Raw genomic sequence first — 20783 nt, 5'->3', positions numbered from 1 at the left:
AAGTCCGCCTAATTTAGATCAGCTCTGTGTATTTTTCTTAAGAAAATCTGCCAAGAACCGATAGGTACTTGAGGCATTATGAGCGACAAAAAGTTTCAACGTTTCGGAAAGTATCTTATTTTGGACCACCTGGTTGATGGTGGGATGGCCAAGATTTGTCGTGCCCGCTATCTAGGTGAGCAGGCGAATAAGATGGTTGCCGTGAAAATGGTTCAACCTCAATTCTCAAATGATGAGGCCTTCGTCCGTATGTTTCAGGACGAGCTTAACATAACCTTCGGTATGCTTCACCCGAACATCATGCAAGTTTATGACTATGGTAAAACCAATGGTCAGCTTTATACCGCCATGGAGTACATCCACGGTGCGAACTTAAAACAGTATCTTGATCGCCTGAAAGAGCGCAAGGTCGTGTTCCCGGTTGAGATCTCTTGTTACATCATTTCTCAGGTGTGCTTGGGTCTTCACTATGCTCACACATTCACAGATAAACTGACCGGTAAGCCATATAATATCGTTCACCGTGATATTTCTCCTCACAACATCATGCTTACGTATGATGGTGCGGTGAAGGTGATCGACTTTGGTATCGCCAAAGCAAATACAAACTCTGAAGCAACTCAGGCCGGAACAATCAAAGGTAAGCTCTCTTATCTTGCTCCGGAATATCTGGACGGACTTGAACTTGATGCTCGTTATGATGAGTTCGCAGTTGGTATTACTTTGTGGGAACTTCTTTGTTCTCGTAAATTGTTCCAGGCCAACAACGACCTGGCAGTCCTAAAGCAGATTCAGGCCTGTAAAATCATTCCTCCATCTGAAATCAATCCATCTGTTCCAAAAGAACTGGATGCGATTGTGATGAAAGCTCTTTCAAAAGACCGTTCTCATCGTTATGAGAACCTGGATCAAATGAACCGCGCTCTGGTGCGTTTCTTGTATTCAACTTATCCGGATTTTAACGCCTCCGATCTTAAGACCTTCGCTGACGATCTCTTCAAGGCGGAGATAGGCAAGGACCGCGAGAAGTTTGTTGAGTACGGTAAGATTGATATCCAGCAGTACATCACAGACATGAAAGAGGAAGAGAGCCGTACGGGTAAAATCTCCAAGAAAGAAGGAGTGATCAGGCCCGCTGCTAAAGAACCTCAAGAAGCTCCACGTGAGAAGATCCGTGAACTAGATCTTGCGATTGAACCTGTTGAAGGCAAGATTGAACTTCAGACAGTTAAAGAAAAAACTCAGACTAGAAAACTGAATAAGACTCTTATGCAACCGGCACCGGCCAAGGGGTCGGGGACAAAAGTTGCTAAGACCAATGGAACTTCTGTTTCGATAAAGGTCTCTAAAGACAAGACCAGTAGCCGAGTCATGTCTAAAAAAGAACTGCAAGAAGAGACTGAGAAGTCTTCTTCTACTCCGGTTATGGCAATGGTTCTGACTGCAACACTTGCGGCGTTTGCTTACTTCCAAGCTGATACAGTTGAAGGCATTTTAGGCTTTAACTTAAAGCATATGATTCACGGGAAGGATTCTGGAAGAAAAATTTCTTCAGTGCCTTCACTTAAGAAACACCATAAATCCGACCAAGCGGATCCATCTGCTGAGCAGGGAACCGGTAACATTGTTCTTGGTGGTGTTGATATTTCAATGGAAGTTCAGATTAACGGTACGAAGACAGATTATATGGGGAAGCCACTTAAAGTGGACCTGAACCAGGAAGTTACGGTCACTGTTAAGAAGGCCGGATATCTGCCGTTCGTGACGAAAGTGACTCTTACTAAAGACAACAATTCCCAAGTCATCAACGTTCCAGAATTGGAGCGCGCACGAGTTGGGCTTCTAACAACTTCTATGAACTATACTGCTGGCTCTAAATTGATTTACGAAGAGCAGGGTGTGGAAGTAGAACGTGATCTACCTTTCAAAGATGTGCAGATTCCTGAAGGTACTTATCAGGCGAGAGTGGTGAATCCAATTCTCGGAACTGAGAAGAAAGTGGAATTTGTCATTGAAGAGAATAGAAAGCATTTCTTAGAATAGTTACTCTTCCGGCTTCTTAGTCTCTTCAAAACGCTTCGATTGCTTGAAACGATTCACCTTTCTCATATTGAGAAGCTTGATGATTTCTGCGGCCGTTTCTTCCAGGGCCTTTCCAGTTACGTTGAATACCGGCCAGCGTTTGTTTTCAGAGAAAATCCGATTGGCCCATTCAATTTCTTCAACGACCTTAGAGATATCGGCGTAGTCACCTTCGTCATTGGATAGACCAAGTCGGCTTAGGCGATTTTTACGAATCTGGAAAAGAGCGTCTGGATCAATAGTAAGACCGAAGATTTTCCTCTGGTCAACTTGGAACAGTTTCTCTGGAAGAGGAACACCCATCACGATTGGTACGTTAACGGTTTTAATTCCTTCTAGTGAAAGGTACATCGAGAGTGGAGTTTTTGAGGTACGAGAAATCCCGACTAAAACCACCTCTGCTTCTTCAAGAGAGTTAATGTTTCTTCCATCATCGTGATTGAGAGTAAATTCAATGGCGGCAACACGTTTAAAGTACTGATCATTAACAGCGTGAAGGAGGCCCGGCTGATAATTAGGTTCGGCCTCAAAGAAGTTAGAGAAGGTCGTTAGAAGTGGCCCCATAACGTCAACCGATCGCACGTGATCGCGTTTTGAAAGTTCGGCGATATAGGCACGTAGTTCGACGGAAACAATTGTATAAACCACAATATCGTGATGAATGGCAGCTTCCTGGAAGATGGCATCGATCTGTTCGCGAGTTCGAATATTCTTATAACGAGTGAAGAAGATTTCTTTATCCTGGAACTGAGTCATCGCCGCTCGGGTAATGGCCGAAGCTGTTTCTCCAGTACCATCGGAAATAACAATAACTTTTAACTTATCATTGATCTGCATCATAGTTTTTATCTATTGGGCCATAGTAAAACATTATTGGCCCTATTTTTAAAACGGGTTAAAATAGACAGTACAATTTTACTATAACAGGGAACTCAAATGCACCTAAGAAAAAGCTTTATGGCCCTTATGGCCGTGGCCTCTCTAAACGCCTGGGCAGAATTCAAAGCACTTCCTCCAACTCCTCCGATTCCTGTGGATAACCCGCAGACTCCGGCGAAGATTGAACTAGGGAAACAGCTTTATTTCGATCCTCGAATCTCAGCTGACGGCTCAATCTCTTGTAACTCATGTCACAACGTTATGTCTCACGGTGCTGATGGACGTCCAGTTGGTGCTGGTATCCATGGCAAACGTGGTGGCCGTGGCTCTCCTACAGTTTGGAACTCAGCTTATCATACAGTTCAATTCTGGGACGGTCGCGAGGCCTCTCTAGAAGGTCAGGCGAAGGGCCCTATGACGAATCCAGTTGAGATGGGTATGGATAATCACGATATCGTGATCTCACGTATTAAACAGATCCCTGGATACGTGGAAGCTTTCAAAAAAGTTTTCCCGAAAGATAAAGAAATCAACATCGACAACGTTGCGAAGGCGATTGCTTCTTACGAGAGAACTCTTATCACTCCAAATTCCCCTTTCGATAAATATATGAAAGGGAACAAGAAGGCGATGACGGCCCAACAAATCCGCGGGATGAAACTTGTGGACGAAATTGGTTGTACTTCTTGTCACACAGGTGTGAACTTTGCTGGTGACGGTCTGAAAATGGGTGAAGGTAACTACCAACCATTCCCTCAGATCCCTGGTTCAAAATACGACAAACAATATGATCTAACTGCTGATCTTGGTCGCTATGAAGTAACTAAGAAGGCCGAAGATAAGAACCACTGGCGTGTACCAACTTGGAGAAACATTGCTCTTACAGCTCCGTATTTCCACAATGGTAAAGTTCAGACTCTTGATGAAGCAGTTCGCGTAATGGCCAAAACTCAGCTTGATATGGATCTAACTGATGCTCAGACTGCTGACATCGTAGCGTTCATGCACGCTCTTACTGGTGAGATCCCTAGACAGACGATGCCGATCCTTCCGCACACTCTAGGAACTACGCTTACTCCAGATCCTTAATTGCCTCTGATAAATTTCTCTACTTGAAGAAAGATCTCTGATCTTTCTTCAAGTGGGTGAAATGTTCTTTTGAAAGAATCCCGCTTAAACCAAGTTCTCTGAGATTTCGCCAGTTGTCTGGTCGAAATCACAATCCGCTCACGACATTCTGAAAGAGACTTATAAACACCGAAGATGAAATCCAGCGTTTCCTTGTAGCCAATACTTTGAAGGGGCTTTTCCAAACCAGTGAAGCCTTGGTCTAAAAGACCTTTTACTTCTTCAATAAGACCAGTTGCGAGCATTCGATCTGTACGTTTCTCGATGATTTTTAAATGTTCTTCTTTGGGGAGATCGAGATAAATATGAAGAAGGTCCCAGTTATGAATGGTGGGTTTGTCCATCTTCTCATTTGAATCGTCTTTTTCTTCACGGGCCTCTGACATAGGAGAGCCAGTGGTCCAAAGGTGTTCAACCGCTCGGCGCACACGATAGTGATCGTTCTCGTGATAACGTTCAAAACTCTTGCGATCCTGTTCCTTTAAAATTGCAAGGAAAGGCGCAATTCCTTCCTTCTCATAAAGTTCGTCAGAGCGTTTCGTGATTTCTTTAGGAGTCGTGGGAGAGTCGTACATGCCTTTTAAAAGTGCCTGAAGATAAAAGCCACTGCCACCCACAAGATAAACGAGTTTATTTTCATTCAGTAGCTTTTCAATAATGGGTAGGGCCTCACGAGCGTAGTCGGCGGCATTCATAGGATTGGAAATACTACGAACATTCAACATGTGATGGGGTATGGCCCTCTGTTCTTCAAGAGTGGGCTTGGCGGTTCCGATCTCGATTTCTTTATAGAGAAGAAGTGAATCAAAGTTCACCACCTCTCCACCAAATTTGGTTGCGAGTTCAACGGCGAGATCAGTTTTCCCTGAGGCAGTGGGCCCGGAGATAACAATGACCTTCATTTGAGTTTTTCCCGTAAAAGGGCAGCAAGGTCCACCACGATTTTTTTACTGATGAGTTCATCTATCGGGAAAAAAAGAAGCATCTCTTCCCATGTGGTCTGCGACCATTCTTCCGGAATGATCTCAAGCTCAGAAAAGTTTTTCTGATGAAGGAGTAGGGAAACAATTCCCTTTAAAGGAAAACCATTCATCCATTCAGGAATACCTCTTAAAACCAGAGTGTCAGCTCCGAGGTATTCAATCTCCATTCCACCTTGCTGTAGAACATGGAGGACCTCTTTACTTACATTTTTAGCAGGAAAAGGTTCGCTTACTAAAAGGGGAATAGTAAGGGCCGGGAATTCGAGTTTCTTTTTAGTGAAGAGTTCAACTAATTTAGGGGCCGAAACTCCCATCCAGATATTTTCCACGCGCTTTAAGAAGAACTGATTGATCCAGATAAGATCTGCTTCAGTTGCTACTGGTAAGCGGTGAGGAGAGAAAAGTCCCTCCATATTATATTGATGTCTCTCTTGTTGAAGCGTTGGAGCTTCCTGAAATCCTTCGAAGAAAGTCGGCGCTTGCGGCATTGGCATCGCCTCAACCGGAATTTGAGATTCCCTCACCGGACGTTTTGATCCCAGCTCTTTAACCGTTGAGGTGAGAAGGGAGATCATCTTGGAGATTTCAAGACACTTAATGACGGTCTTATTCGGATGAACGTTTACATCAATAGTATCAGGCGGCAGATGAAAATAGGCCACATAGTGGAAATCATCTCCACCAAAGGTCGCATCAAGGGCATTACTTAAAACGCGATGAAGTTGTTTGTCTAGAATGTAGCGGCCATTGATGAATATGTTCTGCAGCTTGACCGGGGCCTTAAAAGAGCCGGGGATTAAAAACAATGTCAGTTCATTATTTTCATAGAAACGTTCTGAATGAAGAATCGTTTCCTTTGCCTTCGGAAAAACATCTTCGATTCTTTCACGAAGAGATTCTCTTGCTGGGTAAATGTCTTTGTCAGCGTCATCAAATTTAATTTGGAATTCAATCTCGGGGCGAGAAAGAATAAAAGCAAAAATGATTTTACGAATGAAGGTCTTTTCTGCCTGCTGAGACTGGATAAATTTCAGACGGGCCGGAGTATTGAAGAACAGGTCCTGAATCTGAAGTTCAGTTCCATGTGTCCCTGAACCAGTTTGTCTTTCACCATGGTAAAGAGTCAGGCCACCTTCGATTTTAATTTCCGAGGCGGTCTTACTTTCTCTGGTTTGTGAAATACAGTGAAGCTTTGAGATCGCCGCAATCGAGGCCAAGGCCTCACCGCGGAACCCGAATGAGCGGAGCTTATAGAGATCTTCAAAACGCGAGATCTTGGAAGTCGCGTGACGAGAGAAGGCGAGTGGTAGATCGTCCTTTCGCATTCCGTGACCGTTGTCTTTCAATGAGATTAAATCAAGACCGTTATTTTTTAGGGATAGTTCAATCTTAGTGGAACCGGCATCAACTGCGTTTTCCAGAATCTCTTTAATCAAATTACCGGGACGTTCAATGACTTCTCCGGCCTTAATCTGATCAATGAGATGTTCTGGAAGTAGATCAATCTTCGGGGGAACAGAAACCATCTATGCCTTATAGAAGTTAACTTGGTTCCTTCCGCCTTCTTTCGATTTATAAACGGATGAGTCTGCACGCTTAAAGAGATCAGTCCCGTTTTCAACTCCCTGACGATAATCTGCGACACCAATTGAAGCAGTTACCGGAAGACGTTTACCATCGTAGATGAATTCGTGTTTCTCAACCAGTTTACGAAGTCGTTCAGCGATTTCGAAACCTTGTTTTAGGTTGGTATTAGGTAGAAGAATACAAAATTCTTCACCACCATAGCGAGCGAAAATATCGCCCTGGCGGATACCATTTTCACGAATTAGACGTGCTTTTTCTTTTAGCACGTAGTCACCGGCGTCGTGACCGTAGTTATCGTTTAGTTTCTTGAAGTGATCGAGGTCAAAGATGATTAAAGAGAGTGGTTTCCCAGTCACTTTACATTTTTTTACTTCGAGTTCGAGTTGATTATTGAAGAAAGTTTTATTGTAGCACTTAGTGAGACCATCAGTGTGGGCCTCTTCTAAAAGCTTATCGTACGTCAGACGCTCAGGATCGCCCTTCGGAAGAAACTTCATGGCGATTGCACCGATCTTAATCACGTCTCCGCGCTTAAGCACAGTAGGAGTCGTTAACTTTTGATTGTTCAGATATGTTCCGTTAGCAGAGCCGAGGTCATTAAGTGTGACCTCAGAATCAGTAACTTCAATCGTAAAATGACGACGAGAAACACCATGGAAATCAAGTGAGATGGTACAATCTGGATTACGGCCAACAGTTGTTTCGCCAAGATTTAAATTGAAAATTGAACCGTTAAGTTCGCCACCAACTACTAGTAGGCAAGCAGGTTTCTGCTTGGCCTCTTCCTCTAATGAAGAAAGTGCCTTTCTAATATCGGTAATGACGACGGTGGCGTTTTTATCATCGCTCATGTCTTCTCCAGAAATTCCAACAATTTAGTATCCCACTATTTTAGGCCCGCCTTAAATTTTCTTCAAGACGCGGCAAGTGGCTTATCGGCAATTACTGGTGGTTTTTTAACCAGGCATTCGCGTATTTTTTTCCAGCTTCTACTCCCGGCTGGTTAAATGGATCAACTTTAATAAGTTCTCCAACCATTACTGTCAGGCATTCAGCAAATAGAATGAGTTGGCCCACATACTCTTCCTGAAGACTTGGAATCTGCAGGTGAACCACATGGCGGCCATTCTCTTGAAGGGCAGTTAGGGTCCCCTCAAACTCGGCCTTCATAAGGTCAGAAAGCTTAAAAGGGGCCAGATTTTTAAAGGCCTCGCCGCTCAATGAATTTTTTAGAGAGTAGTCATTATGGAATTTCTCGACCTCAATAAGCATGAGAACCTTATCATTTGGTCCTTCCATAAATAGTTGCATTTGAGAGTGCTGGTCAGTGGCCCCGTAGGCCGGAATGGGAGTTAGGCCCTTTCCGCTTTTTCCTAGGCTTTCGGCCCAAAGTTGGACAAACCACGCTGAGAAGTCTTTAAGAAGAGACGAGTAAGGCATTAGCACAGTTTGATTGATGCCTTGATCGTGAAGCTCTTTTAGCCACTGAGCGAGTTCAAAAAAAGAAGCTCCGATTTTTGGATCTGATAGATGTCTTTGAATGTCTTCTGCACCTTCAAGAATGTCTTGAATATTAATGCCCGAGAAGAGGGCAGGGAGAAGACCAACCGGAGTTAGAACTGAATAACGTCCACCAACGTTTGATGGAATTTCCAGTGTGGCAACATTCCATTCTTTGCTGAGTCTGCGAAGTTCACCCTTCACTGGATCAGTACAGAACACAAAGTGGTCTTTGTATTGATTCTCTTTAATGCCCGCGTCTTTTAGAGCGTTCATTAAAATCGCCATGGCCGCCACTGTCTCAGCGGTTGTGCCTGATTTTGAAACAACATAGATAAGTGCTTCTTTAAGATCGACCTTATCAAGCTTACGGCACATATCATCTGGGTCAATGTTGTTGATGAAAACAAATTGAACACCACTTCCATTGCCTAAAGAAGAAAGAAGCATTTCAGGACCAAGAGCACTACCTCCGATCCCGACATGAACGAAATATTTTTTGTTTTTGAACTGATTAAAGACTTTTTGTGATTCCTCAACCAGGTCTTTTCTATTTGGAAGTCCGAAAAAGCCAATCTCAGGCGAGGCAAGTGTCTTCAAGTAAGAAGACATCGCTTTCTCAAGCTCAGGAGAGTTAACTTTTGCCTTGTGACTTGATCGAAGTTTCCAATTAAGCATGTTGTTCGTACTCTTTTTTGAGGTGGCGGGCGATGACCACACGTTGAATTTGATTGGTGCCCTCAACGATCTGAAGAACCTTCGCATCTCTCATGAATCTTTCAACCGGATATTCAGATGTATAACCGACACCACCAAGAACTTGAACTGCATCAGTCGTTACTTTCATGGCCGTATCAGTTGCTTTCAATTTGGCCATTGAGCAAAGCTTTGAGTTCGGTGTACCGGAATCAAGTGAAAGTGCCGCAGAATGAACCATGAGACGAGAGGCCTCAGTCTCCGTTGCCATATCAGATAACATGAACTGGAGTCCCTGAAAATCGAAAATGGCCTGCTTGAATTGTTGACGCGTAAGAGAGTACTTAATTGATTCATCGAGCGCACGCTGAGCACAGCCTACACCAATGGCGCCAATTGCTACACGCCCTCGGTCAAGCCCACCCATCGCAACATTGAAACCTTTTCCTTCTTCAAGAAGAAGATTCTCTTGAGGAACAAAACAGTTTTCGAAAACTAACTCGCGAGTCGGAGAAGTTTTCCAACCCATTTTCTTTTCTGCTTTTCCGAAAGAGAAACCTTTATCGCCATCGCGAACGATGAAAGCAGAAACACCTTTAGCACCTTCACCCCCAGTTCTCGCCATCACGATATATGTTTTGGCGATACCACCAGATGTGATCCACATCTTCGTGCCGTTAAGCATGTAACCGCCATCTACTTTTTTCGCTGTGGTTTTCATGTTGGCCGCATCTGAACCAGAGTGAGATTCAGAAAGAGCAAAAGCTCCGATCTCTTCACCAGAAGTCAGTGCAGGAAGATATTTTTTCTTTTGTTCAGCATTACCAAAGTTTAGAAGGATTGATTGCACCATGCTTGAAACAGAAACTGTTACAGCGTATGGCACTGAGTACTTAGCGATCGTTTCAAGAACGTAAGCATAGTCCTGATAAGAAAGACCAGCGCCGCCGAATTCCTCTGGAAGTGTTACACCGGTAACACCATATTCACCAAGGCCACGGAAGATTTCCATACGGAACTTACCCTCATGATCGTCATGCTCCATATGAGGTTCGATGTTGTCCTGGCAAAACTTTTCTAGACTTGAAGTTAACTCACGTTGAAATTCGTTCATCTTATCCTCTTAGCGCTTCTGAAAGAAGGTTCTTCGCGATGATCATGATCATCACTTCATTTGTACCTGCGCCGATTTCGTTCAGCTTGTTATCTCTCATCATGCGCTCAACCGGGAACTCACGAGAGTAGCCATATCCACCATGAAGTTGAATGGCATCAAGGGCGATCTTCGTCGCCATTTTTGGAAGTTGAAGTTTGACTGCGGAAGCAAGTGTATTTGATTTATTGCCGTGATCGTACTCATAACAAACTGTATAGAGCATGCGTCTCATGGCTTCAGTCTCTGAGTACATTTCTGCGATCATCTTCTGGATCAATTGATAGTGAGCGAGATTTTTTCCGAACTGCTTTCTTTCACCAGCGTACTTAATACACTGATCAAGACATGCTTGAGCGATACCAAGAGAGATACCAGAAATCGTGATACGTTCGATCTCAAGGTTTTTCATCATGTGAATAGTTGAATCACCTTCGTTGCCTACGCGGTTAGCGGCCGGAACTTTACATTTTTGGAATGAAAGCTCACCAGTTGGTGAAGAACGCATTCCCATTTTGTGAATTTCTTTTGAGACCGTAAATCCAGGAGTGCCTTTTTCAACGATGAAAGTCGTGAGGTCTTTCTTCCCGGGACCAGTACGAGTGTAGAGATAAACGATGTCAGCGTACTGGGCGTTTGTTATCCACATTTTGTTACCGGTGATTTCGTAGAAGTCGCCAGTCTTCACGGCCTTCGTTTGCATACCAACAGCATCTGAGCCGTATTCAGGTTCACTCATGCCCATGCAACCGACGTGCTCACCAGAAATAAGCTTCGGAAGATATTTTGCTTTTTGTTCAGCTGATCCGTTATTGCTAAGATTGTTCACACAAAGGATAGTGTGAGCAAGGTAAGAAAGGGTAGAACCTGCGCAGGCCTTACCAAATTCTTCCATTACGATCGTGGCGGCAGTTGCCCCCATGCCAGCTCCACCGTATTCGGGATCTGCAGTAATACCAAGAAGACCCAGGTCTCCCATATGTTTGAAGGCCTTCAGGTTAAAGGTTTCTTCGTTATCATGCTTTTCAGCGAATGGTGCTAATTCATTGCGAGCGAAGTCGCGACAGACTTTCTGAATTTCTTTTTCTTCTGGAGTGAAAAACCACATATAAAACTTCCTTTTAAGAGATGCAAAGTGTAGCGGAAAAATCGGTTTTTGTGAATCAAATCAAGGTCTACATATTTTGATACACTTCTCCTTCTTTATTAAGCTAAAATGACAGTAACTTTGCGTTTATTTTCGGAGTCATTTTTGAGTTATTTGGAAGATTCTTCTAAGAATGGAGATCCGGTACGACCAGGTGAACAGTGGTTCTTTTATTGGAAGACTTCAGCTGCACTTTGGGAGAGTCGAATTCTCCAGTTCCCACCACATGAAGTGGTTTTTATCCCTCTATACTGGGGGTTCCATGCGGAATCGGCCAGCGATTGGGATTTTGGTCGCATTCAACCTGAGCGAGACATTCTGCGTCTGACTCAGCTGTTAACGCACCATGGCCGTAAATTCTGTTGGATTTTGCCTCTGACTCCGGCCCCCTTTTTACCAAATGGCGGGGTACCAGTGACAGCGGCCCGGGTCATGAGCATCAATACAGATGGTGTTCATCTGGCGGTGCTCGATCAGGAGTTGAAGCTCAATAAGATGTACTCATTTTTTGAGCCAAAAGTTTTCCAATCATTTGCTTCTTTTGTTAAGGCCTTTGGGTCTTTTTTGGCCTCTTCAAAAATCAAGGCCCCAGTTTGGGGAGCTCAATTTTCATATCACCAAGATGGTAAGAATCTTTCTTTCATGGAAGATCGTTCTCTGGCCTTTGAGCAGGGCTTTTCTCGTTATTTAAAGAAGGCAAATCCAAATGGGAATGATCTCACGGAAACAAAACGTGAGGCCCAATTGAAGGACATTTTTACAGAAGAAGTTTCGGCCCTTTTTAAAACGACTGCTGAAGCGGGCCTTTCACCATTTTGGGGTGGATCTCAGAGCATCGTGGTCTTAGGAGCTGGACCAAAGGAAACCATTGAGCGTTCATTTGATGGTGGAAAGTCCCAACTTGAGTACACTAGAGATCTTTTCAATCATTATGTTAATCATCAATGGATCTCCAGCGCTCTTCTAACACAAAAAGAAAAGAAAGATTCCCTTGAAAGAATTTTGGGTGAGCATTTCGGCAGTCGTGAAATTGCTGAACGTTATAATTATGAAAGTTACAGTGCGGAACTGACGGAAGAATTCAGACCTTTCGGAGTCATTTCTCTGTTCGGTGGAAGAACAGGAGAAGAGTTTCAGCGTCTGGGACTTACTTCATTTTTAGACAAGCACTTTCGCTGGCTTTATCAGCGTCATGATGAATTAGAATTTACTCCGGAATGGATTGATGTTCATCACGACAAAATTAAATTTTTCCATGGTAGGGATCTTGATCGGACAAAATTTAGTCAGATCCTCAAGCTCTTTCTTATGGGTCAAAGAATCCTTCTCGATTTAGAGGGCCTTCATCCGGATTTGGATAAACGGCTTCAGATTTTCTTACTTGAGAATAATCTTAAAATGCAGTCGGTGAACTATCTCACGACTACAAATATTGTGGAGCTTGGAGAGGGAAGATTCATCACTTTTGAAGGCGAGAAACTTCTTTCAGAACCTCAGAAAGAAAAATTTTGGCAGCACATCTTCCGTTATTTGAATCTGGTTCAACCTGAACTGCAGATGGATGAAGATGTGTTTAGTCTTTGGAGAATCCGCGGAACAACTCCCCATGAACTTTCTTACCTGGATGTTCGTCGAGTGAATTTTTATAATCCAACTAGCTACAAAAAGATTGTCTCTATTAAAACTCACAAGCACTTCGCCTTCATGAGAATGATTGATCCGATCAAGGCCCAGGCAAAATCGACTCCGGATGGAGTGGATGTTGAGCTTCTTCCGAATGGAAAGATCGCTCTGGATTTTGGCCACTATGAGGAGGCCTGATGCTTAATCTTATTTATCATTTTCAAACTTCTCAGAATCAAGACGAGGAATTTAAACCTGCCAGTTATCATGTGGTTTATTTTTTTGATGACCAGGGATTCATTGAGCGTTCGATGCTTCAGGAGCTTTCAAAATCAGTCCCGAATGCTGACCACCAGGCCCTTACGTTTTTAAATCTTGATGATCTTAAAGACTTCGCTTTAAGAGTGAGCCAAGAGTTAAACGCTCCGGATGTGCAGCTCATTTCTGTTCAAGATTACAATATTGGTCTGGATGGGGCGAAGGATCTGGCGAGCTTTCAGAGCATTTTCCAAAAGTATGGTGAGAAGATCATCAACGAAGCTGCTCAGAAGAGGAAAGGGCTTTTCGGTAAGCTTTTTAGTTAGTTCGAGGGGGTAACTCCTCGAATCTCTTGAGCAAATTCACCCATTGTAAACTTAACCACTCTGGCCCTTTCTCCTTGCAAATGAGTGTGCATTCCACTACTTATACTGCATCTATGAAACCATCATTTTTCGACCTCACATACGACGAGTTAAAGGCCCTTTTAACAGAGAAGGGATTTAGTCCTTTTGGTGCTACCCAGATTTTTGATTGGGTCTACAAGAAGTATGTCTACGATCCAAAAGAATGGTCGAACGTTTCGAATAAAGCGAAAGACTTCTTCGCTGAGAACTATGACTTCTCACTTTTAAAAGTGGTATGGCATGGTCTTTCAAAAGATGGCACTCGTAAATTCCTAGTGAAAATGACTGATGGTCAAACAGTTGAAACAGTGGCGATTCCGGCACGTGATCGACTGACTCTTTGTGTGTCTTCACAAGTTGGATGTGCGGTTGGTTGTACTTTCTGTCACACGGCCACTCAGGGTCTTAAACGTCATTTGAAAGCAAGTGAAGTTGTTCTTCAGTACATCACGATTCAAAACTGGTTAATTCAGAATGTTTCTCAAGAAGAGAAACTTACGAATATCGTTTATATGGGCCAGGGTGAACCTCTCCACAACTTCGAGAACATGAAAAAGGCCACGCTGATTTTCATGAGTGAGAAGGGGATGGGGCTTGGCCAACGTCGTATTACTCTTTCTACTTCTGGACTTGTTCCGGCGATTGAAAAAATGGCGCTGGATTTCCCTCCGGTGAACATTGCTCTTTCACTTCACTCAGCACGTAACAATGTTCGTACTGAGCTTATGCCGATTAATAAAGTGTATGATCTTGAACGTCTCTTTAAAGCGATCAAGATGATTCCTCTTAAAGCTCACCGTCGTATCACGTATGAGTACCTTCTTATTGATGGTATGAATGATGGTTCGGAAGACGTTGAAGCTCTGGCCAATCTTCTTAACTCGAAAGAGTCGAAGATCAACCTTATTCCATTCAATGAGTTCCCTGGCTCGAAATACAAGCGTCCTTCAGAGCAGAAGATCATGTGGTTCTTGGATCAGATGATTAAGCGTGGATTTACGTGCACCATCCGCACGACGAAGGGTAGTGATATCCTTGCGGCATGCGGACAGCTGAAGAGTGAGTTCGATAAGCTGAACCTTTGGAACAAAGATTCAGAGCCGAAAGTTATTCCGAGTATTGCCAGTAGCGTACTTCAGAACCAGGTTCGCCCATAGGCTCTCTCGCTGGAGAGTCGCCATGCTGAACTTTCTTTTGCTTTTTGATTTTTTCACCAGCAACTGAACGTTGAGCTTCTTGTTCTTCCACGGCTTTTTCTACTTTATAGGATTCAGCGTCACCCATTGATTCTTGGGCAACTGGGTGTTTTGCGTATGAAAAGCTAACCCAAGTAAGAAGTCCTAATAAAATTAAATTCTTAACCATAAAATACCTTTCCTTAGCTTAAGGGCGCAGCGGCACCCATATTCTTCTCTTCGGAGCTTCGAATAAAAACTATAGCGAGGTCGTGATTTCAGTGATTTAGACTGAGTAAAAAGGTTCGGTTTTTGTTAATTCTCATTTTTTGAGTGACATACCATCATGTATTAGGAGAGTTTAAGTCAGGTATTAGTCTCGTTGATATATTGGGAGGGACTATGAAGTACTGGCAGCTATTAACACTAGGCCTGGTCATTTCAACTTCTGCTTTTGGAAGTGTGTCTGCATATTTCAATCAAAAAACAAGCACTCGTTATACAGATCCTTATCGTAATATCACTCGCAATGGTGACAACCTTGAGGCCGTGATTATTGACCAGATCGCCTCGGCCAAAAAAAGTATCTATGTTGCCGTTCAAGAAATTCGTCTTCCTCTAATCGCCCAGGCCCTGATTAATAAAAAGAAGCAGGGTGTGGATGTTCGTCTTGTTATTGAAAACAATTATAACTTCGATGTGACCTCTCAACGTGATTCCACTGAAGATAATGAGCACGAGGCCTCTCGTGTGAACGATCTTGTGGCCTTCGTCGATGCTAACCGTAACGGTAGAATTGAAAAGAATGAGCTAGAAACTCGTGATGCCATCTATATGTTAAGGGCCGCTCAGGTTCCGATCATGGACGATACGTTTGATGCCTCTCGTGGTTCAGGTCTGATGCACCATAAGTTCATCATCGTAGACGGAAAATCGACGGTTGTGAGTACGGCGAACTTCACCATGAGCTGTATTCATGGAGATGTTCTTGCTCCTCAATCTCGTGGTAACGCGAACTCAATGATTGTGGTTCAAAGCCCGCAGTTTGCTCAAATCTTCACTCAAGAGTTTGCTCAACTTTGGGGCAATGGCCGTCATGGAAATTTCGGTCAGAACAAGGCCTACCGTCCACCACAAACAGTCGTGGTTCGTGGGGTGAAACTCACTGTTCAGTTCTCGCCAACATCTGCGAGGTTTAATTGGGAAGACTCCGTGAATGGTCTTATCGCCAAGGTTCTTTCGCGCTCAACTCAATCAATTAAGGCCGCTTTGTTTGTGTTCTCTGATCAACGTCTGGCCGACATTATGGAAAGAAGACACGATGCTGGTGTAAATATCGGTGTGATTATTCAGCCGTCTTTTGCTTTCCGCGAATACTCAGAACTTTTGGATTTGATGGGAATTGGTCTTTTGAATTCAAAATGCGAATACGAACCTGATAACAATCCTTGGAGAAACCCAGTTCAAGAAGCTGGTTATGCTAACCTTCCAAAAGGTGACATGCTCCATCATAAATTTGCCGTAGTTGACCGTAGAGCTGTAGTAGTCGGCTCGCAAAACTGGTCCGAAGCAGCGAACTATATCAACGATGAGACCCTGGTTGTGGTTGAGGGTATAGGAATTGCTGAGCAGTATGCCCGCGAATACGACAGAATTAAGCAGAGTGCTTCACTCGGCCCTAATTCTTGGTTGGTTCAACAGGTTAAGCGTACTGAGGCCTCATGTGCAGGTAAGGGCCTCTATTTCTAGGACAAACTTTTCACAAATATCTAAAAGTTAGATATACTTAAGGCTCTGGAAACTTAGGGAAGGAGTTCCGCTTGAGCCGTGAAAGATCCAAAGGGATAGTTGGTATTTTTATCCTCGTTACTGTTCTATTTTTTGTGTTCCTCATTTTTGCTTTCTATACAGTTTCACAACTAAAGCAAACTACTTCGATGGGTGAAGGACTGATGGATTCTAAATCAGCGCCGATCGCCGTGATTCCAATTGAAAATGAAATTATGGAATCAAAGAAAGTCGTTGAGATGCTAATTGCAGCTGAAGAAGAAAAAGAAATCAAGGCCATCATTCTTCGTATTGATTCTCCCGGCGGTGCTGTGGCTCCGACTCAGGAAATCTATGAAGAGGTAAGACGTATTGATAAGAAGAAACCCATTTATGCTTCTTTCGGTACCGTGGCCGCTTCTGGTGGTTACTATATTGGTGCGGCCACTCGTAAAATCTGGGCCAATGCTGGTACATTGACTGGTTCAATTGGTGTGATCATGCAGATGGCGGACCTTTCTGAGCTTTTCGCATGGGCGAAGTATAAGCAAGAAACAATCAAGGCCGGCCGTTACAAAGATATTGGTAATCCGGGCCGTCCAATGACTGAAGAAGAACGTGCCTTCTTAAATACTCTTCTCGCTGGAACTCATAAACAGTTCATGGACGATATCTCTGCTGTTCGTAAGGACCGTTTGAAAAAAGACATTACTGAACTTGCTCAAGGTCAGATCTTCCACGGTATGGAAGCAAAAGAACTTGGCCTTGTAGATGAAGTTGGAAGTTTATGGCAGGCAGGCCGTGCCATCCATAAAGAAATGAAGCTCGAAGGGAAGTTTGCTCTTCGTTACATGAAGCCGGCCCGTAAGAAGTTTTCTATCTCTGAGTTTTTGCAAGATACTGAAGATACTCTTTCATTTATCAGAAACAAAGTAGAGACGAAGACTACGCCGGCTTTCCTCTTTAAACCGTAGGGAGTCCGATGGATTATAGTTTTCTTCTAGATTGGGGAAAAGATCATGCACTGACAGTTGTGGCGGTGGTGATTACTCTCGTACTCATTTATCACTACGTTATTGAACGTGATAAAGCGGTCAAGCTTTCTAAAAAATATCGAAATTCAATTTTTGAGGCACAGTCTCGCATTTTCTTAAATGCAACTCAGTACCTCATTGATGGTAACAAAGACCTCGCGATTAAAGAGTTCCTGAACGCTGTGGACCTGAACCGTGAAACTATTGATACCTATTTTGCGCTTGGCGGTCTTTTCCGCTCCAACGGAGAGATCGAGAAAGCGATCTCTATTCACCGTTCACTCATTGCGCGTGAAAGTATTTCTGAATCAACTCGTCTTCAAGCTTTAAAAGAACTTGCCTTGGATTTTGATAAGGGTGGCTTCATTGATAAAGCGGTTGAAACCTACAAAGACGTATTAAAAATTAACCGTGATCAACACGATGTGATTCTTGCTCTTTGCCGAATTTTTGAAGACACAGAAGATTGGGACCAGGCCTACAACTACCGCATCATGCTTTCAAAAGTAGGGCAGGAAAACCAGTCGGAAACGATTTCACATATCCTGGTTCAGAAAGCGAAAGCGCTTTTTGATAAAGGTCAGTTCAAGGCATGTGCTGAAGAGTTGGAAGATGCCTTCCGTTTTGCTCCTTCAGTTTCGGCGAAAATTTTGCGCTTAAGACTTTATCTTGTGCTCGGAAACATGGAGAACGCCAACAGCATTCTTCTTGAGCTTTTGAAAGAGCACCCAATGTATGCGACGTTTATCTTCGTATCATTGGATCAGTTTAATCCTAAGCTTCCGCAAAAAGATGAATATAAAGAACGCTTGAACCAGCTTAAGACCTACTTCCTGGGACTTAAAGATGTTGATCTCATGAGTTCTCCATCGGTGGTGCTTTCAAAGATTCGCCTTTTAAAAGACCTTCAAAGAACAACAGATGCTTTCTCACTTCTAGACGACTGGATGAAAAATCATGGTCAAAGTGACGTGCTGAAAGTTGAATACATTAAAATTTTGATTGAAGTAGGAAAGACTGAGGAAGCATTAGCGCATACGAAAACGCTTTTGAATAATCTTCATAATTCTCTTACTCGTCACTATTGTTCACAATGTGGTTATAACTCGGACGAAATCTTCTGGAGATGTCCTCAGTGTCACAACTGGGAAACAATCCAGTTCCGTTGGAAGGTATAAGAATGTGGTGGATACTTTTACTCCCAAGTCTCCTTTTTGCTGAAACAGTTTCAACTGACGAAAAAGTAGTCGGAGTATTTTATTTCACACCTATGTTCGGACACGTTCATCAATCATCAGTAAAAACTTCTGCGAGTTTAACGACGATTCAATGTTCTCACCCTGTGAAGGTCATTGAGTCTTCAAAAGTTTCTGCCGCCCCTGAGTGGGCCTATGTACAAGTCGCAGACTACCGCGGATTTGTACTTAAACAATTTCTCTCTGAAAAAAGACCGGAGTGTTTCCAAGGAAAGTACCCAAAGTTTTTTGATGCTTTTAACATGGACCTTTCGGAGCTCTACTATTGGGGTCGCTTGAACGACCAGTATGTCCAAGGGGAAACCCGTGTTAATTGAAAAGAACTTTAAAGGGTCAATTCCGGCGTTAAAGTCTCGTTCGCTTGTGCGACGTACTCGACCGTACGTCTCCGCGCTTACTCAACTTTGCCTTGGACTTGCCACCTTTAAACTCCTTTTCCTTGCTCCGGCCATGGGCCAGACTGAAAAATTGCAGGAAGAGAAAGAGCTTGAGGTGGTGAACTTCAAAAGCATCAAGAAAGTTCTTCAGCAAGATGGGCTCTCTCAGGCCGCTAAGAACAAAGAAAAACAAGTTCAAATTCTAAAGAAAGAACAGACCCTAGTAGAGAAGGGAAGATATAACTATCCGACCGAATCTGAACTTTGGGGATTTGTTTCTGAATACTGGCTCGTCAAAAATGCCCAGCTTTTAAACTGGGACTTTGAAAAGCCTGATTACGGTCTGGAAGAAAGTTTCAGAAAAATTCTGCAGAACCTCGGGTTCTATCAAAAGAAATTCAAGATTCTGATGCTTAATACGCCAACAATGGTAAGGGCGGCACTTCCTGGAAATGAGGAGATGATTTTTCTTCTTTCGGTGCCTTTTGTTCGCTCAATGGATCTCTCAAAACTGGAAATCTCACTTCTACTTCTGGAAGATTATTTCCGTCTTGAGGCCGGTTATTTTAAAAAGAACGTGGCCACGGCCAAGATGTCCAAACTGGCGGGAACAAACTTCTACGGTGCGAAGCCGGATCTTTCAATGGTGGAAGAACTTCTGAAAAATTACACCAATCAGATCAATCAGAAAGGGTATACGTTTCAGCAGCAGTTTGAGATCACTAAGAAAATGGATGCGTACTTAAAATCGAATCCAGAATTGTGGAACACCTATTTCCGTCTGCTGGGAAAGATTGATCGTTTCCTCAAAGTGAACGTGCAGTATAAGGACTATGTCCGTCTTTATCCTTCTCCTGAGATGCAGGTGAAGTGGCTTTCACCAGAAGAGAAAGTGCTTTAATGTTTGAAGGAAATCTCTTAAAGAACGTTAGATATTATGGTGCCTACCAGCTGCTGTACGTAGTGGTCGTGCTCATCTTAACTTCCATCGGCGCTTTCTTTCACTTTCTTTTGGACCACGAAATCAGCATCGTCGAATCGTGGCTTCATAATAACCATTGGGAAATTTTGATTGTTGGGAAGTTGGCCTCGCTCTTCCTTATCAACCGTTGGTTTAAAGTGCGCTTGTATCAATTAAAGTCCATCCGTGAACTCATCAAAGAATTAGTGCGCTGGCCGGAGCCGAAGGCGATCATTATTTCTTTCTTTATGATCGCAAGCTACTTGAGTCTCAGTGGAGTGGTTTATACCGGACAGAATTTGGGATATTGGTATTACCACCTTGCTTCTTTTCTCGGTCTTTTTTTATTTTTCGGGATTGAGTTCATTGTGATCGCTTATCTGGACGACGTTCTCAATCAAAAAGAGCAGCCCAATATGGCCTGGCTGAGTGTCTTTTATACGGTCCTTTTCACTGTTGGTTTTCGTCTGAGTGTTCCTGACTATTATGAACTACTACCATATGTTGTTCTTTGTTTTTCAAGTCTTATGTACCTCTCAGGGAAGTCATTTAAGAGTTGGAGTAATGTAGTTTGTTTTCTTGTCGTGTTCGTTGCCCCTATGGGTTCTTTGTTCGGAATGGATCCAGTATGGGGAGATGACTTTTCACCTTTCAGAGTAAAAACAAAACTCAACTTGGCTTTTCTAGCCGCAATTTGGATGGTATCGTTTTGCTATTATAAATACCGGGATCAAATTGTAATTTCTACCCGCAAGCTTCTACGTTGAGGT

The 20783-nt window shown here is 43.3% G+C and carries 19 protein-coding genes; 11 read left to right on the top strand and 8 right to left on the bottom strand.

Features of this window, described 5'->3' with window-relative positions; genetic code table 11:
• Positions 1-78 precede the first annotated feature (78 nt).
• On the top strand, positions 79-2043 hold the full coding sequence (locus tag ACJVC5_RS00765; protein WP_408097469.1) for a serine/threonine protein kinase: 1965 nt from the start codon (positions 79-81) through the stop codon (positions 2041-2043).
• Here ACJVC5_RS00765 and ACJVC5_RS00760 read toward each other — a convergent pair whose 3' ends face one another.
• Entirely contained in the window at positions 2044-2922 is an 879-nt protein-coding gene (locus ACJVC5_RS00760; RefSeq protein WP_408097468.1) for a pyruvate, water dikinase regulatory protein, read from the bottom strand.
• Positions 2923-3018: 96 nt separating this feature from the next.
• Here ACJVC5_RS00760 and ACJVC5_RS00755 point away from each other — a divergent pair, with 96 nt between their 5' ends.
• A complete protein-coding gene (locus ACJVC5_RS00755; RefSeq protein WP_408097467.1) occupies positions 3019-4050 on the top strand; it encodes a cytochrome-c peroxidase in 1032 nt (343 codons plus the stop codon).
• On the opposite strand, the gene miaA is transcribed toward ACJVC5_RS00755, so the two are convergent.
• The 6 genes from miaA to ACJVC5_RS00725 form a co-directional block, all read right to left on the bottom strand.
• Complete coding sequence (gene miaA / locus ACJVC5_RS00750; RefSeq protein WP_408097466.1) at positions 4047-4991, bottom strand: tRNA (adenosine(37)-N6)-dimethylallyltransferase MiaA; 945 nt, start codon at positions 4989-4991, stop codon at positions 4047-4049. The genes ACJVC5_RS00755 and miaA overlap by 4 nt on opposite strands.
• The gene (gene mutL / locus ACJVC5_RS00745) at positions 4988-6598 is read right to left on the bottom strand and encodes a DNA mismatch repair endonuclease MutL (protein ID WP_408097465.1); all 1611 of its coding nucleotides are present in this window, start codon (positions 6596-6598) and stop codon (positions 4988-4990) included. Before mutL ends, miaA begins: the two co-directional genes overlap by 4 nt.
• Positions 6599-7510: a GGDEF domain-containing protein gene (locus ACJVC5_RS00740; RefSeq protein ID WP_321393345.1), complete on the bottom strand. Its 912-nt coding sequence runs from the start codon at positions 7508-7510 to the stop codon at positions 6599-6601.
• A 91-nt stretch (positions 7511-7601) separates the two neighbouring features.
• Positions 7602-8837 (bottom strand): glucose-6-phosphate isomerase, encoded by a 1236-nt coding sequence (locus ACJVC5_RS00735; protein WP_408097464.1) that lies wholly within the window; start codon positions 8835-8837, stop codon positions 7602-7604.
• Positions 8830-9969 carry an acyl-CoA dehydrogenase family protein gene (locus ACJVC5_RS00730; protein ID WP_321393341.1) on the bottom strand — a complete coding sequence of 380 codons (1140 nt, stop codon included), beginning with the start codon at positions 9967-9969 and terminating at the stop codon, positions 8830-8832. The genes ACJVC5_RS00735 and ACJVC5_RS00730 overlap by 8 nt, the downstream gene beginning before the upstream one ends.
• A 1-nt stretch (position 9970) precedes the next feature.
• Entirely contained in the window at positions 9971-11116 is a 1146-nt protein-coding gene (locus ACJVC5_RS00725) for an acyl-CoA dehydrogenase family protein (protein WP_408097463.1), read from the bottom strand.
• Positions 11117-11260: 144 nt separating this feature from the next.
• Between ACJVC5_RS00725 and ACJVC5_RS00720 the strand changes: the two genes are divergently transcribed.
• The 3 genes from ACJVC5_RS00720 (at position 11261) to rlmN (ending at position 14600) form a co-directional block, all read left to right on the top strand.
• Positions 11261-12976 (top strand): hypothetical protein, encoded by a 1716-nt coding sequence (locus ACJVC5_RS00720; protein ID WP_408097462.1) that lies wholly within the window; start codon positions 11261-11263, stop codon positions 12974-12976.
• Entirely contained in the window at positions 12976-13362 is a 387-nt protein-coding gene (locus ACJVC5_RS00715; RefSeq protein WP_408097461.1) for a hypothetical protein, read from the top strand. Before ACJVC5_RS00720 ends, ACJVC5_RS00715 begins: the two co-directional genes overlap by 1 nt.
• A gap of 113 nt (positions 13363-13475) precedes the next feature.
• Positions 13476-14600, top strand: coding sequence for a 23S rRNA (adenine(2503)-C(2))-methyltransferase RlmN (gene rlmN / locus ACJVC5_RS00710; protein ID WP_408097460.1), 1125 nt, complete (start codon positions 13476-13478; stop codon positions 14598-14600).
• On the opposite strand, the gene ACJVC5_RS00705 is transcribed toward rlmN, so the two are convergent.
• Positions 14551-14808, bottom strand: a complete 258-nt coding sequence (locus tag ACJVC5_RS00705) for a hypothetical protein (protein WP_321393327.1) — start codon at positions 14806-14808, stop codon at positions 14551-14553. The two genes, rlmN and ACJVC5_RS00705, sit on opposite strands and share 50 nt — an antisense overlap.
• A 212-nt stretch (positions 14809-15020) precedes the next feature.
• Between ACJVC5_RS00705 and ACJVC5_RS00700 the strand changes: the two genes are divergently transcribed.
• From ACJVC5_RS00700 to ACJVC5_RS00675, 6 genes are all read left to right on the top strand, one after another.
• Positions 15021-16367, top strand: coding sequence for a phospholipase D-like domain-containing protein (locus ACJVC5_RS00700; RefSeq protein ID WP_408097459.1), 1347 nt, complete (start codon positions 15021-15023; stop codon positions 16365-16367).
• Between the two features lie 71 nt (positions 16368-16438).
• The gene (gene sppA / locus ACJVC5_RS00695; RefSeq protein WP_408097458.1) at positions 16439-17359 is read left to right on the top strand and encodes a signal peptide peptidase SppA; all 921 of its coding nucleotides are present in this window, start codon (positions 16439-16441) and stop codon (positions 17357-17359) included.
• A gap of 8 nt (positions 17360-17367) precedes the next feature.
• Positions 17368-18597 carry a hypothetical protein gene (locus ACJVC5_RS00690; RefSeq protein ID WP_408097457.1) on the top strand — a complete coding sequence of 410 codons (1230 nt, stop codon included), beginning with the start codon at positions 17368-17370 and terminating at the stop codon, positions 18595-18597.
• Positions 18598-18599: 2 nt separating this feature from the next.
• Entirely contained in the window at positions 18600-18992 is a 393-nt protein-coding gene (locus tag ACJVC5_RS00685) for a hypothetical protein (protein ID WP_408097456.1), read from the top strand.
• A complete protein-coding gene (locus ACJVC5_RS00680) occupies positions 18982-19953 on the top strand; it encodes a hypothetical protein (RefSeq protein ID WP_408097455.1) in 972 nt (323 codons plus the stop codon). The genes ACJVC5_RS00685 and ACJVC5_RS00680 overlap by 11 nt, the downstream gene beginning before the upstream one ends.
• On the top strand, positions 19953-20780 hold the full coding sequence (locus tag ACJVC5_RS00675) for a hypothetical protein (protein WP_408097454.1): 828 nt from the start codon (positions 19953-19955) through the stop codon (positions 20778-20780). The genes ACJVC5_RS00680 and ACJVC5_RS00675 overlap by 1 nt, the downstream gene beginning before the upstream one ends.
• Positions 20781-20783 lie beyond the last annotated feature (3 nt).

This window comes from Peredibacter sp. HCB2-198 (assembly GCF_045999315.1).
Lineage (GTDB): Bacteria > Bdellovibrionota > Bacteriovoracia > Bacteriovoracales > Bacteriovoracaceae > Peredibacter.
This window is presented reverse-complemented; position numbering and strand designations above follow the sequence as displayed.

Excerpts from the sequence above, each read along its gene's own strand:
- ACJVC5_RS00685 (WP_408097456.1), top strand. The coding sequence starts at position 18,600 with ATGTGGTGGATACTTTTACTCCCAAGTCTCCTTTTTGCTGAAACAGTT.
- rlmN (WP_408097460.1), top strand. The coding sequence starts at position 13,476 with ATGAAACCATCATTTTTCGACCTCACATACGACGAGTTAAAGGCCCTT.
- ACJVC5_RS00740 (WP_321393345.1), bottom strand. The coding sequence starts at position 7,510 with ATGAGCGATGATAAAAACGCCACCGTCGTCATTACCGATATTAGAAAG.
- ACJVC5_RS00675 (WP_408097454.1), top strand. The coding sequence starts at position 19,953 with ATGTTTGAAGGAAATCTCTTAAAGAACGTTAGATATTATGGTGCCTAC.
- miaA (WP_408097466.1), bottom strand. The coding sequence starts at position 4,991 with ATGAAGGTCATTGTTATCTCCGGGCCCACTGCCTCAGGGAAAACTGAT.
- mutL (WP_408097465.1), bottom strand. The coding sequence starts at position 6,598 with ATGGTTTCTGTTCCCCCGAAGATTGATCTACTTCCAGAACATCTCATT.
- ACJVC5_RS00730 (WP_321393341.1), bottom strand. The coding sequence starts at position 9,969 with ATGAACGAATTTCAACGTGAGTTAACTTCAAGTCTAGAAAAGTTTTGC.
- ACJVC5_RS00765 (WP_408097469.1), top strand. The coding sequence starts at position 79 with ATGAGCGACAAAAAGTTTCAACGTTTCGGAAAGTATCTTATTTTGGAC.
- ACJVC5_RS00700 (WP_408097459.1), top strand. The coding sequence starts at position 15,021 with ATGAAGTACTGGCAGCTATTAACACTAGGCCTGGTCATTTCAACTTCT.
- ACJVC5_RS00690 (WP_408097457.1), top strand. The coding sequence starts at position 17,368 with ATGGATTATAGTTTTCTTCTAGATTGGGGAAAAGATCATGCACTGACA.
- ACJVC5_RS00760 (WP_408097468.1), bottom strand. The coding sequence starts at position 2,922 with ATGATGCAGATCAATGATAAGTTAAAAGTTATTGTTATTTCCGATGGT.
- ACJVC5_RS00735 (WP_408097464.1), bottom strand. The coding sequence starts at position 8,837 with ATGCTTAATTGGAAACTTCGATCAAGTCACAAGGCAAAAGTTAACTCT.
- ACJVC5_RS00705 (WP_321393327.1), bottom strand. The coding sequence starts at position 14,808 with ATGGTTAAGAATTTAATTTTATTAGGACTTCTTACTTGGGTTAGCTTT.
- ACJVC5_RS00755 (WP_408097467.1), top strand. The coding sequence starts at position 3,019 with ATGCACCTAAGAAAAAGCTTTATGGCCCTTATGGCCGTGGCCTCTCTA.
- ACJVC5_RS00725 (WP_408097463.1), bottom strand. The coding sequence starts at position 11,116 with ATGTGGTTTTTCACTCCAGAAGAAAAAGAAATTCAGAAAGTCTGTCGC.
- ACJVC5_RS00715 (WP_408097461.1), top strand. The coding sequence starts at position 12,976 with ATGCTTAATCTTATTTATCATTTTCAAACTTCTCAGAATCAAGACGAG.